Consider the following 14,809-nt stretch of genomic DNA (forward strand, 5'->3'; position numbering starts at 1 on the left):
CCTGGGGCCATCGTCAACCCCGTCAGCCACCCAATCAGGCCCCAAAGTGACCCTGCACATCACCCAATTCGAGGGCGGTAGCGCTCTCAGCAGTTTCCGGATCCAGCAGCTTTTGCCGAGCCTGCAGGCCATTCACGACAAGATCAACGGTGTGGCTGCACGCTTTGTGCATCTGGTGACGTCGGACGCAGAGCCGTCCCCGGCCCTCAAGGACCAGTTGGCGGCCTTGCTGACCTATGGCGACCCGTATGCCGGCCCGACAGACGGCCCCCTGATCGTGGTCACGCCGCGTTTCGGCACGGTGTCGCCCTGGGCTTCCAAGGCGACGGATATTGCCCACAACTGCGGTCTCGCGGTGCGCCGGGTAGAGCGGGTGATTGAATACCGCATCTCGCTGAAAAGCGGTTTGCTCAGGCAATCCAGCCTGTCGGAAGCGCAGCTGGGCCAGATTGGCACTTTGCTGCATGACCGCATGACCGAGAGCGTGATGTTTGACCGCGCTGTTGCGCTCGGCCTGTTCACCGAATTGCATCCGGCGCCCATGGCCCATGTGGATGTTTTGACCGGTGGCAAAGCCGCGCTGGAAACTGCCAACACCCAGTTTGGACTGGCGCTGGCGGCCGACGAGATCGACTACCTGGTGCAGGCCTTCACCCAGTTGCTGCGCAACCCGACCGACGTCGAACTGATGATGTTTGCGCAGGCCAACAGCGAGCACTGCCGCCACAAGATCTTCAACGCCCAGTTCACCATTGACGGCGTGGCGCAAGACAAGAGCATGTTCGGCATGATCCGCCACACGCACCAGACGAACCCGCAGCACATGCTGGTGGCGTACTCCGACAACGCGTCGGTGATGGAAGGCGTGCAGGTTGAGAGGTTTGTAGCGAAATCGGCCTCTGGCCCCCGTGGAATAAGCGCAGGTAGCTATGAGAAACATAGCGAAATCAACCACATTCTGATGAAGGTGGAGACCCATAACCACCCGACTGCGATTTCCCCGTTCCCCGGTGCCTCCACCGGCGCGGGCGGCGAAATCCGCGATGAAGGTGCTACCGGGCGCGGCTCCAAGCCCAAGGCGGGTTTGACCGGGTTCACCGTGTCCACGCTGCGCTTTGATGACGCCGCGACAGGCTACGGCAAGCCGGGCCACATCGCCAGCCCCCTGCAGATCATGACCGAGGGCCCGCTGGGTGGCGCAGCCTTCAACAACGAATTTGGCCGTCCCAACTTGCTGGGTTACTTCCGCGAATATGAGCAGAGCTTGACCTACTCGGCGGCGGACGCTTCGGGAGCGGCTGCGGCCAGGGAAGAGCAGCGCGGCTACCACAAACCCATCATGATCGCCGGCGGCCTGGGCGTGATCGACGCCACACAAACTCACAAGATCGAGTTTCCCGCCGGCAGTCTGCTCATCCAGTTGGGGGGACCCGGCATGCGCATTGGCATGGGCGGTAGCGCAGCCAGTTCGATGGCCACTGGCGCCAACGCGGCGGAACTTGATTTTGATTCGGTGCAGCGCGGCAACCCCGAGATCGAGCGCCGCGCGCAGGAAGTCATCAACCAGTGCTGGATGCTGGGCGAGCAAGGCGGCCCTGGCGGCATGGGCAATCCGATCCTGGCGATCCACGACGTGGGCGCGGGCGGTTTGAGCAATGCCTTCCCCGAGCTCACCAACGATGCCGGGCGCGGTGCCCGCTTTGATCTGCGCGCCGTGCCGCTGGAAGAATCCGGCATGGCGCCCAAAGAAATCTGGTGCAACGAGAGCCAGGAACGCTACGTGCTGGCGATCGCCCCCGAGTCGCTTGAGCTGTTCCAGGCCCTGTGTGAACGCGAGCGTTGCCCGTTTGCCGTGGTGGGTGTGGCGACGGAAGAACGGCAGCTGGTGCTGGCTGACGCGGACAAGGAATCACCTGTCGACATGCCGATGAACGTGCTGTTGGGCAAGCCGCCCAAGATGCACCGCGATGTGACCACGGTCACCCGCGGGTTTGCACCGGTTGACCTGACCGGCGTGGACCTGCAAAAAGCGTGTATCGACGTGCTGGCCAGCCCGACGGTGGCGTCCAAGCGTTTTCTCATCACCATTGGCGACCGCACCGTGGGTGGTTTCAGCCACCGCGACCAGATGGTCGGCCCCTGGCAGGTGCCGGTGGCGGACTGTGCTGTGACGCTGGCCGACTACAAAGGGTTTGCCGGTGAGGCCATGAGCATGGGCGAACGCACGCCGTTGGCCACGGTGAACGCGCCCGCTTCCGGGCGCATGGCGGTGGCAGAAAGCATCACCAATTTGTTGGCGGCTCCGATGGAGCTGTCGCGCGTCAAACTGTCGGCCAACTGGATGGCCGCCTGTGGCGAGCCGGGTGAAGACGCCGCACTGTACGCCACCGTGAAAGCCGTCGGCCTGGAACTCTGTCCGGCGCTGGGTATCTCCATTCCGGTGGGCAAGGATTCGCTGTCGATGCGCACGCAGTGGAGGGACGAGGAGGGCGCCAAAATGGTGACCTCGCCGGTCTCCTTGATCGTGACTGCCTTTGCCACGCTGGCTGACGTGCGCGGTACGCTGACGCCACAGCTGGACGCGACGCAGGACACTACGCTGCTGCTGATCGACCTGGGCCGGGGCCAGAACCGCATGGGCGGCAGCATGCTGGCGCAGACGCTCGGGCAACTCGGCGACGAGGTGCCTGATCTGGACCAGCCGCAAGACCTGGTGAACCTGGTCAATGCCGTGAACGCCTTGCGCGCCCAGGGCCAGATCCTGGCCTACCATGACCGCAGCGACGGCGGCCTGTTTGCCACCGTGTGCGAAATGGCGTTTGCCGGCCATGTCGGCGTGTCGCTCAATGTGGACCTGCTGGTCACAGAAGGCGACGGCATCACGGACAGCCGCGCCGATGTGGGCGACAGCAAGAATTGGGCGGGGCAGGTGAGCGGGCGGCGCAGTGAGCTCACGCTCAAAGCCCTGTTCAATGAAGAACTGGGCGTGGTGCTGCAGGTGCGCACGGCGCAGCGCAGCGAAGTCATGCAGACCCTGCGCGAGCATGGCCTGAGCAAACACAGCCACGTCATTGGCAAGACCCGCCCGGTGGCCTCGAGCATCCAGGCCGGTGTGGGTGAAGTCCAGGTCTGGCGCGATGCCAAAGCCGTGTTCAGCGCCAGACTGTCGGATCTGCACCAGGTCTGGGACAGCACCAGCTGGAAGATCTGCAAAGTGCGTGACAACCCCGCCTGCGCCGATGCCGAGCATGCGGCGGCGGGCGAGCCCACGGATCCCGGCATGCATCTTCATTTGGCATCAAATCAGCCTCCAGTCCCCGTGGAATATGCGCAGGCCGCTACTAAATCGATAGCGAGTCCGGCAAGCCCCGCGCTCATGCTGTCGCGTCCCAGAGTCGCGGTGCTGCGCGAGCAGGGCGTCAACTCGCATGTGGAGATGGCCTACGCCTTTACCGAGGCTGGTTTTGACGCGTTTGACGTGCACATGACCGACCTGCAGAGTGGCCGCGCCAATCTGGCCGACTTCAAGGGCGTCGTCGCTTGCGGTGGCTTTAGCTACGGCGACACGCTGGGCGCCGGCATTGGCTGGGCGCGCTCCATCACGTTCAATCCCGGTCTGGCCGACCAGTTCAAGGCCTTCTTTGGGCGCGCGGATACCTTTAGCCTGGGCGTGTGCAACGGCTGCCAGATGTTTGCCGAGCTGGCCGACATCATTCCCGGCGCGCAGGACTGGCCACGCTTCACCACCAACCAGAGCGAACGCTTCGAGGCCCGGTTAAGCATGGTCGAAGTGCTGGAGTCGCCGTCGCTGTTCTTCAAGGGCATGGCCGGCCACCGCCTGCCGATTGCCGTCGCGCATGGCGAGGGCTTTGCCAACTTCAAGTACCGGGGTAACGCCGACAAGGCCATTGCCGCCATGCGCTTCACCGACAACTTTGGTGCCGCGACCGAGGCCTACCCGTTCAACCCGAACGGCAGTCCCGGCGGTTTGACGGCAGTGACGACGGCGGACGGCCGCTTCACCGCCATGATGCCGCACCCCGAGCGCGTGTTCCGCAACATCCAGATGAGCTGGACCAGCGGCGACCCGTCGGCCTTCAGCCCGTGGATGCAGTTGTGGGAAAACGCCCGCAGGTGGGTGGGCTGATCAGGGTAATCCCCCCGATAAAGCAAGGGTGTGAGAAGTAGAATTTTTTGGAAAAGAAGTTCTACATGAAGAAATCAAGATTTACTGACAGCCAAATCATGGATGCGCTCAAGCGCGTTGAAGCGGGCTTGGCCGTGCCCGAGGTCTGCCGCGAGTTGGGTGTCAGCACCGTCACCTTTTACTAATGGCGTGCCAAATTCGGCGGCATGGACACTTCACTGATGTCGCGCATGAAGGAGCTCGAAGAAGAGAACCGGCGGCTCAAAAAGCTCTACATTGAGGAAAAGCTCAAGGCCGAAATTGTTGCCGAGGCCCCTGCAAAACAGTGGTGAGGCCATCTCGCAGACGTGAGATGGCCAAACAAGCGGTGCAGCAACACAGCGTTTCCGTGCGACTTGCTTGTCAGGCGTTTCTGGTGAGCGAGTCCTGCTACCGGTATGAGTGCAAGCACAACGCCGAGAACGAGGAAATCGCCAACTGGCTAATCCGGCTCACCGACAACCACCGCAACTGGGGCTTCGGCCTGTGCTACCTGTACCTGCGCAATGTGAAGAGCTTTGGCTGGAACCACAAACGCGTGTACCGCATCTACCGTGAGTTGGAACTCAACCTCAGGATCAAACCCCGATAACGTCTGGTGCGCGAGAAGCCAGAGCCGCTAGCGGTGCCCGCAGCCGTCAACCAAGTCTGGTCAATGGATTTTATGCACGACACCCTGGAAGACGGCAGGAGCATTCGACTGTTCAATGTCATCGACGATTTCAACCGTGAGGCCTTGGGCATCGAGGTGGATTTCTCTTTGCCTTCCGAGCGGGTGATCCGGGCGTTGAAGCAGATCATTGCCTGGCGCGGCAAACCGCAGGTGATACGCTGTGACAACGGGCCAGAGAACATCAGGGGGTTGATTCAGACTTGGGCCAAAGACTGGGGCATACGGTTTGAATACATTCAGCCCGGCAATCCGCAACAAAACGCTTATGTCGAACGCTTCAACAGAACGGTTCGCTACGAGTGGTTATCCCAGTATTACTGGTCCAGCATTCACGAGGTTCAGGACTTCGCGACGCAATGGATGTGGTCCTACAATCACGACCGCCCGAATATGGCCCTGGGTGGAGTTACCCCGAAGCAGCGTCTCGCCATGGCTGCATAAACCTTTTACTTCTGACGCCAGTGGAAAGCGGGGGGATTACCTTCGGATAGCTAATTCTCTCCCAATTTGACACAACAGAGATTCTCGTACTCCAAGGCGTATGGTCGCACCGCATCGGGCAAAAGTGTGCACTTCGCAATAATTCCTGAACTACCCTTGCTATTCAGAAACCGGATGAGTTCAGTGCCCTTGATGTCTTGCCCCATTCCTTTTTCTGAAATGTAAGCGAGATGCATCGGTTCGCGCAGCCTTTCAAACGCGAGATATGTTAAATCATCTACAACTAGGCGCGTAGCTCCATCGCCTTTCAAACCGCACAAACTAGCAAACTGTCGAATTCGCTCACGCTGCAACGGATAGCGGAAAGTTGGAACTGAAAGAGACTGGCCTGGTACTCCCAACTCGTTTGATTCGGCGAGCAGATTTATTAGACGTGGTGTGAGCGAAGAAAAAAGCACGAACGCACTCAGCAGAAAAACGCCGCTAAGCGCAATAACAATCGACACACCGAAAAAACGCCAATTTTTTGACCATGGAATATCGACCAAACAAAGACAGATCAACAAGGCCAGAACCCCGAGCGGAAGCACACTTGCGTAGAAGTTCCAATTTATATATATCGCAAGATGAGCAATGAGTGAGACCCATATTGCTCCTAATAGCAGGTGGAAATGACTCGATACACCACGAAAGTAAGCAATAAAAATAGCTATAGGAGGCAATATCAAACCAATCACAATTACAAGCAGCACGGATGCTGAAATCATTGGATTAATAAACAACTCCAACGTCCCAAGTTCTTCTCCATGGGGAAGCGACGGCAACCATGTAGAAAAATAAGCAGAATGGAAAACGGTGTACTGAATAGCTTTCTCAGGGAAAGTCACTAGATAAATATAAAAGAGCTTAAATAGGGTGAATGGCTGCGCAGCTAAAGTAGAAATACTAACCGTTTGTGATGCAAAAGACGAAGCGATAATCGGTGCGTCTTCGCATTTAAAAAGTTCTCTTCCGGCGAAAACAGTCTGAGCCAAACAAACCACTGCGAATGTCACTGTAATTATCTGAAGACGGAGGTTCTTTTGGAATCCTACCAATGCGGAGACCAAAACTACAGGGAAGAAAAATGCAGACTTAGGGTGGGTAAAGAAAAACAACGAAGTACAAATTAAAAAAACAATAACTTGCATCGCCTTAAATGACTGTACTCCTTGCTTATTCTCGAGTGGGAAGAAAATAAAATAAACCAGCAACAACAACAACCACTGTTCTGATCTGGCCAATACAAGTGTTAATGGCAGCACACCCAGCCCAAGCACAGCGACGAACACCGCAAGGAGTGTAGCGGATGAAACGTTAGATGGAACAAGGCGTTTAAAGCCAAGCGCCACCATAAAAACAAACAATAGTGCAAAGACGACCCCGGAAATTCGGATCGCCAATGGGCCAAGATCGTTATATAGGAGTTGATAAATTCCTGCAGCCGGATACCAGGAGGCCGGTATCCGCATTGTCAATTCGGGAAAGCATTGAGGAATAGCCGTTAGCATCCTTCCACCATTTGAGAGGATGGTCGCCTGAGTCATCTTGGTGGAAACCTCGTCGCCATAGATCGGCACTAGTAGTCCCGATACGATAAGCGCAACAAAGATCAAAACAACCATTGATACAACTAAATTGTAAAGCCTATTTTTCTTCTTTAATACCATTTTTGCAATCTTGTTTAAATTGTTAATATAAATTATGAAGTCGAAAAAATAGTTGAATCATAGATAGATACAGTATCTTTAAATAATAATTTAAAGACCATAAATCTTGCCTAGACTTTGCACTGCAAATATTAATTTGTAACTATATGGGGAATAAATGCCCCTTGCCGTAAGAACCATTTTAATAAGATTGGCTTCGGCACTTAATAAAACGAATGGGCGTTTCAATATATTTGCGTCCATAAATTTCAGTGCCACACGACTATAAGACTCCCTTCTACTATTCCTCAAGAAAAATGTCGAATACTCTGATGTTGTATTTCAGGTAGAGTAAAAAATACCCGGAATGAAATTTGAAGTTATTATCTTATATCCACCTTAAATCGATTAGCTTTAGCTGTTGATCTATGGTCAATGGTCAATGGTCAAATTTTGCCAAGCTATATCATCCATATGATGATCCGTCAAGAAATGACTTGGAATTCAGGGAAATTATCGATGAAATGACTATTTTTAATAGTCAGTGTAGCGCACGTAGTGACCAATATTTCACAGTTAAAAAATTGAAAACTACAATGAAAGGTATTAAAGCGAATTGCACGTAAAAGGGATCAAAGCTAGTATGTTCAACTATGTATCTTAAGAATACCATGTTCACACCTATCGATAAAACGCTAGCAAAGAAGAATCTAATAAATCTAGCATTAAATTGAATTTTCTGCTCTGGTTTAAATACCCATACAAAATTCAAAACATACGAAAAAAGCATACCGACCATCCACGCAGCGGCTAGTGAAAGCAAATAGTTCACCTCAAACACTTTCAACGTCGCAGTGAATACTATGAAAGTAAGCACAAAGTTTGCTGCGCCAACAAGCGTGAATTTTGTGGCCTGGATTTTTAATTTATGCATCTTCTGAGAATAGGTTTGGAAATTTTTTGGCTAAGCCAATTGGACGTCTTTATTAACGCTTTCTTGCTATAATCACCAACGTACCACCAAATGGTAGCGAGATGCCCAATCGAATAAGAGCCTCATCAATTCGCATGAAATGATCGAAAATCCAATTCAGTGCATTGGAAAATACGACTCTCTTCTCAAGCGCCACTTCGTCAGATTGTGATTGATCACGTCCCTTGTCAAATATTCTAGAGATCAACATTAAGGGAAATAGCATAAACAAAAAGGAAGTTGAGTAACTAATATCAAACCCATTTTCTTGAAGTTTAGTTATCAGTTCCCGCCTCGAGTATCTGCGCTTGTGTTTGACAATTTCGTCCAGCTTGCTCCATAGGAACATATGCTGAGGTACGGTCATTATCAAAACGCCCCCCTTGTGGAGCATCTTGTTGATGTTTGATATTGCGGCAACATCGTCCTCAATATGCTCAATGACATCAAAAGCGACAATTATGTCGAACTTTTCCCCAATCTCCCCCTGCGTAACATCGAATTGAATGAAATCAACATGAGGGAGATTTTTTTTTGCGTACAGAAGTCCTTTCAGATAGATTTCAGAGCCTGTGATCTCCAGGTTTTCGTTCTCGACAATTTGCTGGATGAACCCCCCAGTCCCACAGCCTATTTCCAAAAATTTCGTTTTTCCCGTTGGGGCCATTTGATCATAGACAATGCTTTTGAATAGCCTATTGCGGGAGCGAACCCAAAAACTGCTCTCCCCGCTCTTGTCCGTCAGATCAAATCCTCCGTCTGGATAATCCGCATAGGAGCTTGCCACTTCCGGACTAAAGCACCTGATTCCTTCGACTACTGTGTAGGGTAGGTTATCGCTCATAGGAATTTGTCCCTGACAACATAGTTCGGTCTCTTCCGTACTTCCTCATTGATACGCCAAACATATTCCCCAATCACGCCCAGCATCACCATGATCAACCCACCCACCAACAGGATTGCAATCATGAGGGGTGCCCAGCCCTCGAACGGGGTCTCGCCACGCAACCAGCTAAAAACAATGGTGGCGCTATACAGCACCCCCAGCGCGGAGGTGATTAGGCCGAGGAGGGAAATGAACCTGATCGGCAAGTAGGAAGCATCCAAAATCGCATCCAGAAAATTCTTCAGCTTCTTTCCGAAATTGTATTGAGACTTCCCGATCGTTCTCTTCAAACGAACATAGGGAATGAAACTGGTACGGTAACCCGTCCATAGCAGATCCCCCTGAAAGAACCGATGCCGCACATCAATCGCATTGAATTCGTCCATGACCTTTCTGTCCATCAATACAAAATCGAAACCGCCCGGAGGGATTTGCGGATGCGATATGCGCAAAAAGCCATAGGCCAAACGCGAAAATAGTTTTGCGAACAAGGTGTCTGAACGATCCGTCCGGTAGCAAATGACAATCTCGGACCCACCTTGCCACTTCTCCACCATCTGTGGAATCAATTCGACCGGGTCTTGCAGATCGGCCGAGATGTTGATGACCGCATCGCCCGTGGCCTCCCTGAAACCGGCCAACATGGCCGCCATCTGGCCGAAGTTCCTGGTAAAGGTGATCACCTTGACTCGGAGATCTTGCTCCCTCAGGCTCAATATCTCCCGCAGAGATCCATCCTGGGACCCGTCATCCACAAAAACGATTTCGTACTCGTGCTGCGCGAGTGCATTTGAAAAAACCGACTGGATCTTTTCGTGTGTTTTGGAAATGGCGCCCTCGTTGTGATAAACGGCCACAACAAATGATATTTTCATTTTTTCTCACCTTGCTCGCACATCAAAAATATACTTGAGCACAAGTCCGGATAATGCTGACCCAGCTTGTAGCATCCCTCCAGATAATCTTTGGAGATGACGTCCGTTTGCAGCAATCGATCCCATTGGAAGTTTGCCAGTGCCTTGAAGAATATCCCGGATCGGTGAACCACCTTCAGCCCCGCCGCCACAGCGTCGCGCTCCAGAGTATCCAGTGTGTAGGTGCAACGATGCCCATGCTCGGCTTCCGCCGGGGTGACGGCGGAATTGTGGGTTATCAGCCCCATCTTCACCGCTATCTGCCTTGAAGGGGCGTTGGCATTCGGGCACACCAGGAAGAACCGGCCACCTTCAGCAAGCCACTCGTCGTTGATGCGTTTCAACACCAAGACAGGATCGTCCAAGTGTTCCAGAACATGGGTCAGCACAACGTTGTTGTAGCGCTTGGGTAGTGTCGCTTTCTCGAAGAGCGAATTGACGAACGTGACCTTGTCGCCCAGTTTTTGCTGCGCTTGCGCCACAGCGACTTCCGACGCTTCGACACAAGTGACGTCATCGAAATACGGCAGAAATCTTCTTGTGAAGTCTCCTTTGAAGCTTCCAAGTTCAAGCAAGCTTCCCTTATTGAAGAGCGGCTCAAACGATTTGATCATGTAGGGGTGCATCACATCGAAGTCGAAGCCATAGGCGTATTTGTGATCGTTCGTGTCAGCGATTTCGACGTTGTAGTCGCGCTTGTTGTTCATGGTTTCTCCGCTGTTTAAATTTAGTGTCATGGAGATGATTGGCTCATTCAACTTGCCCGCCATGAATCCACTCTTTTCATACAACTTGATGGCTGGAATATTGGTCGTTGCCACTTCCAAGCTGATCTGCCGCATACCCGCCTCTTTGGCATTTTCAATGCACAGGTTAATTAAGCTCGCGGCAATGCCTCTTCCGGTCCACGCCTTCAGCACACTGACACTGGTGATATGAGCGATATGTGTCTCTTGGTCGTTGCAATAGGCTGCCACCAAGGCGACCAATGTGCCGGTTGACCATGCCTCAAACCGCGTCGCTTTGTTTGCGATCTTCTGCGCATAGTCGCGAATCTCGACCCGCGCACTCAAGGTCGGCAAAAAATCGGCATCGCAGCACAACAGGTGCTCTGCAATCTCCGCCACGGATGCCCTGTTTGCCAGATATTCGATAGCAATGCTCATCGCGCCAATTCCGCCAAGCCAAAACCGTAGCGCCCGAACTCGTTTCCGTTATATAGCAAATACACTTTGCCTTCGCACTCGAACACGTGCGGGTAGCACAACATATCCGAATCCCAGTCGCCCGGGGTGACCTCGAGAAGCGGATTCTCATCGTCGCGCGTCCAGTTAACCAAATCGTCTGAGTAAGCATGACCGATGCGATAGCCGCGACCTTTGGTTTTCCTGAAGTCGAAAGATTGGCGATAGCAGAAGAACATGTGATACAGGCCATCAATTTCGATCACTGTCGGCAGCGCCTGGCTTTCATCCGCACCCAAGCGGTCGACGATAATCTGCCGGGCTTCTTCCTTGACCCAGTTGATGCCGTCGCTAGAAGTCGCGTGACCGATCTTGTAGGTGCGATCTGGCGCTGATTCCGGCGTGAACTTCCTCCAGCCGGTACCGAAGATGTACCACATGTGGAACACGCCGTCGACGATCTTGACAAAGCCATCACCAACCAGACAAGGTTCGTGCAGCGATGCCGCCAGTACCGGGCCGTCACCGATGCGCTGGAAGGTGAGGCCGTCATCATGGCTGATGGCCAGACCGATGGCGGTATCGACCGAGACCGAGACACGTCGATTCCAACCGCAGGTGTAGCCATACACGGCATCGCCGTGCCGCATGACGTTCATTGGAAAGATGCCATGCTCGTCGAAACAACCAAGTCCACCGAGCGGAATGACCGTCTTGTCCGTTACGCGGATGACATCGCGCAGATTCTTGCGCATATCGACAAAGGCGATGTGGCTCAGGTACTTTCCATTGCTTTTGTCGACCGCGCGGGTGGAAAAATAGATGCGTACGAAATCATCAAACACCAAGGCTTGCGGCGATTGTGCGAATTGCACACAGTCGTTCGGCAGCGAGTACAGAGTCGGGTCGAATACCTTGCCTAGTTTTATCCACTTCATTGCGCTCATACCTTACTCCAACTTGCCATCCAGCACTGCCAGACCGAAGCCGTGCCGACCAACCTGATTGCCAAGATAGGCCAGGTAGGTTTTTCCATCCAGTTCGAATACGTGCGGGTAACTTATCATCTCCGCATCCCAGCCTTCCTCCGACACGTCGATGCCGGCTTTCGCATCATCGCGCAGCCAGTCGGTCAAATTGGTGCTGGATGCATATCCGATGCGGTAGCCGTTCTCCTTGCCCCTGTAATCGCTGCTGTAGCGGTAGCAGAAGAACATGTGATATTTGCCATTGGCGTAGAACACGTCCGGGCTGGCTTGCGCTTCATCTTCTTCAATGCGGCTCTCGATCAGGTCTTTGTTGACCTTGTTCCAATGGATACCGTCTAAGGACGATGCCATGCGGATCTTGTAGACCGGCTCTGCCTTGCCATCGACCACTTTCCACTTGCGACCGGCGATGTACCACAGATACCAAGTCTCATTGAACCGCCGGACCTTCGGCCCGCTCAGCACGAAAGGTTCGTCCGGCGAATACGACAGTACCGGGCCCGTGCCAAGTTTGGTGAAGGTCTTGCCCCCATCGAGGCTGGCCGCCATGCCGATCGCCACGTTGAACGGCACGGATTCACAGCGCGTCCAGCCCGCGTAATAGGCGCGCACTTCGTCACCGTTGCGAATAACTGAGACTGGATAGGTACCGAATTCGTCGAACTCGCCCAGCCCGCCCAGGCTGAGGATGGGTTGTTCGCCGACATGCCGCACCTTGAACAGATCGGCGCGATCGAGATCGACATAGGCGGAGTAGCTTACATACTGAGCATTCTCGTCTGCGGGGGGACGGCAGGAGAAATAGACCCGCACGAAATCATCGAACACAAGGGTCGAAGGCGCCTGTGCGAACTCTTTCAGCCAACTGCGTCCTTGCACTTCTTGCGGCGTGAACACTTTGCCTAATTTTTTCCATTTGAACATGGGTCAGATCAACTCATAGTTAGTCGAAATACAGTTTTGGATCCTCTCGAGCGGATTGAACATCATCACGTCGACAATCGATAGCCAAGGAACGAATGCGGCGCCCAACTGCGGATATTCGAACGGTTTCGATTGAATGAATTTCAAGTCGACACCCTTATCCCGAAACGCTTCTTTTGAATACAGCTCCATGCCGCCGATGGCATTCACATAGGTATTCGCATCGACCTCTTCACACAAGGCAAGCACCTTGTCCTGATTCTTCAGGGTGTGATCGATGGCGATGTCGGAGGAGATCCTGATCTCAGTGGTGATACCCAAATGTTCGCAGGTTTTGACGATGGAGTGCTGCAGGAATCGAAACAGGTTCGAATTTTCGTGCCGCACGATTTCTTCTATTAGCGGGAGCGTTTGCTCAAAATACGGAGCGCTTCGGTACGCTCCCTTGAATTGGTTCAGCAATTTATCGCGGTTGAAATCAGCCGATAGCTCCCGCTGACATACATCCAGATAGTCCGAATCGCTTTTCAACGGCAACGAGAACATGACATCTCTGCCGTTCTGCAGCATGCGGTTGCGATTTATCCAACCCTTCTTTGTGTATTTAATGTTGTCATACACGATAAATAGATCGACCGATGCGATCAACTGGAAGTAGCCAATATACGGAAAGAAATACGGCTGCATGATGGCCAGTTTCATCTGGTCTGCCCAGTGGAGCCGCTCGTTTTCTTTGTATTCACTTTTATTGAGTCGCAATGAAACTGGTAATTTCGTCAACTGCGGACATCTCCAAATCTGGATAGATCGGTAGACAGAGAACTTGCGCCGAGGCGGCGGTTGCCACTGGCAGGTTTTCTCTATGAGCGGACTGCAAGCCGCGATACATGGGAAATTCCGATATCAAGGGATAAAAATAGCGGCGCGGATGAATACCGCAATCTTTAAGCTTCTGGTTTAGTCCATCGCGGCTGAGGGGATAGTTGGCATCCACCAAGACAGGAAAATAAGAATAGTTGGGAACTTTTTCGCCCGCATCATTCAAGCAGTGGATACCATTTACATTTTTTAGGCGCTCACGATAAGCGGCATCAATTGCCTTGCGGCGCAAGATCGCCTGATCAATGTATTTCAGCTGTAACAGCCCCAATGCCGCGTTGAATTCGCTCATTTTACCGTTGATGCCAGGTGCCACCACGGTGACCTCACCCGCGTGACCGAAGTTCTTCAGTTGATCGATGCGAATTTTCGTTTTTTCATCAGGACAGATGATGGCACCGCCCTCAAATGTGTTGAACACCTTTGTGGCGTGAAAGCTCAGCACCGACAAGTCACCATGATTGAGCACACTGCCGCTTTTGTCCTGCACACCAAACGCGTGGGCAGCGTCATAGATCACCTTGAGGTTGTAGTTATCGGCGATCTTCTGGATCGCTTCGACATCACACGGATGGCCGTAGCAGTGCACGGGCATGATGGCCGTGGTTTGCGGAGTGATGGCAGCCTCGATCTTGGCTGGGTCAAGGTTCAACGTGTTGCGGTCCACGTCCACAAATACAGGCTTGATACCATTCCACAACAATGAATGGGCAGTGGCGACGAATGAATACGGTGTGGTAATGACCTCACCCGTGACGCGTAGCGCTTGCAGCGCAGTGACTAGCGCAATGGTGGCGTTGGTGAACAGGGCGAGGTGTTTGACGCCCAAGTAGTCGCACAGCGCTTGCTCGAGCTGCTGATGAAATGGGCCACCGTTGGTGAGGATCTTGTTTTCCCAGATCTGCTGCAGGTAGGGGATGAACTCTTCCAGCGGTGGCAGGTAGGGCTGTGTGACGTAGATGGGTTTTTTCATGTTTAATAATGCAATTTTAAGTTGCAACTGTCCGGTAAAAGGCCGAAAAAAATGAATTGGTTAGATGTAGATTTTGGTTGGTTCGGTGAGTCATTGGCG

The 14,809-nt window shown here is 53.1% G+C and carries 10 protein-coding genes and 1 pseudogene; 2 read left to right on the top strand and 9 right to left on the bottom strand.

Annotation, left to right across the window (positions count from 1 at the left end):
• Positions 1 to 46: 46 nt before the first annotated feature.
• Positions 47 to 4,147 carry a phosphoribosylformylglycinamidine synthase gene (gene purL / locus Q7T10_RS05675; RefSeq protein WP_304746932.1) on the top strand — a complete coding sequence of 1,367 codons (4,101 nt, stop codon included), beginning with the start codon at positions 47 to 49 and terminating at the stop codon, positions 4,145 to 4,147.
• Positions 4,148 to 4,212: 65 nt separating this feature from the next.
• Positions 4,213 to 5,300 (top strand): annotated as a pseudogene (locus tag Q7T10_RS05680) (IS3 family transposase).
• A gap of 50 nt (positions 5,301 to 5,350) precedes the next feature.
• Here the strand turns inward: Q7T10_RS05680 and Q7T10_RS05685 are convergent.
• From Q7T10_RS05685 to Q7T10_RS05720, 9 genes are all read right to left on the bottom strand, one after another.
• Complete coding sequence (locus Q7T10_RS05685; RefSeq protein WP_304746836.1) at positions 5,351 to 7,009, bottom strand: hypothetical protein; 1,659 nt, start codon at positions 7,007 to 7,009, stop codon at positions 5,351 to 5,353.
• Positions 7,010 to 7,529: 520 nt separating this feature from the next.
• Positions 7,530 to 7,922 (bottom strand): GtrA family protein, encoded by a 393-nt coding sequence (locus tag Q7T10_RS20805; RefSeq protein WP_370653734.1) that lies wholly within the window; start codon positions 7,920 to 7,922, stop codon positions 7,530 to 7,532.
• Positions 7,923 to 7,974: 52 nt separating this feature from the next.
• Entirely contained in the window at positions 7,975 to 8,805 is an 831-nt protein-coding gene (locus tag Q7T10_RS05690) for a bifunctional 2-polyprenyl-6-hydroxyphenol methylase/3-demethylubiquinol 3-O-methyltransferase UbiG (RefSeq protein WP_304746837.1), read from the bottom strand.
• Positions 8,802 to 9,722 (bottom strand): glycosyltransferase family 2 protein, encoded by a 921-nt coding sequence (locus Q7T10_RS05695; protein ID WP_304746838.1) that lies wholly within the window; start codon positions 9,720 to 9,722, stop codon positions 8,802 to 8,804. Before Q7T10_RS05695 ends, Q7T10_RS05690 begins: the two co-directional genes overlap by 4 nt.
• Positions 9,719 to 10,927, bottom strand: a complete 1,209-nt coding sequence (locus Q7T10_RS05700) for a GNAT family N-acetyltransferase (protein ID WP_304746839.1) — start codon at positions 10,925 to 10,927, stop codon at positions 9,719 to 9,721. The genes Q7T10_RS05695 and Q7T10_RS05700 overlap by 4 nt, the downstream gene beginning before the upstream one ends.
• The gene (locus tag Q7T10_RS05705) at positions 10,924 to 11,892 is read right to left on the bottom strand and encodes a hypothetical protein (RefSeq protein ID WP_304746840.1); all 969 of its coding nucleotides are present in this window, start codon (positions 11,890 to 11,892) and stop codon (positions 10,924 to 10,926) included. Before Q7T10_RS05705 ends, Q7T10_RS05700 begins: the two co-directional genes overlap by 4 nt.
• 3 nt (positions 11,893 to 11,895) lie before the next feature.
• Positions 11,896 to 12,858: a hypothetical protein gene (locus Q7T10_RS05710; RefSeq protein ID WP_304746841.1), complete on the bottom strand. Its 963-nt coding sequence runs from the start codon at positions 12,856 to 12,858 to the stop codon at positions 11,896 to 11,898.
• A gap of 3 nt (positions 12,859 to 12,861) precedes the next feature.
• A complete protein-coding gene (locus Q7T10_RS05715) occupies positions 12,862 to 13,638 on the bottom strand; it encodes a WbqC family protein (protein WP_304746842.1) in 777 nt (258 codons plus the stop codon).
• Positions 13,604 to 14,710, bottom strand: a complete 1,107-nt coding sequence (locus Q7T10_RS05720) for a DegT/DnrJ/EryC1/StrS aminotransferase family protein (protein WP_304746843.1) — start codon at positions 14,708 to 14,710, stop codon at positions 13,604 to 13,606. Before Q7T10_RS05720 ends, Q7T10_RS05715 begins: the two co-directional genes overlap by 35 nt.
• Positions 14,711 to 14,809 lie beyond the last annotated feature (99 nt).

It is taken from the genome of Rhodoferax sp., from assembly GCF_030646845.1.
Taxonomy (GTDB): Bacteria; Pseudomonadota; Gammaproteobacteria; order Burkholderiales; family Burkholderiaceae_C; genus Rhodoferax.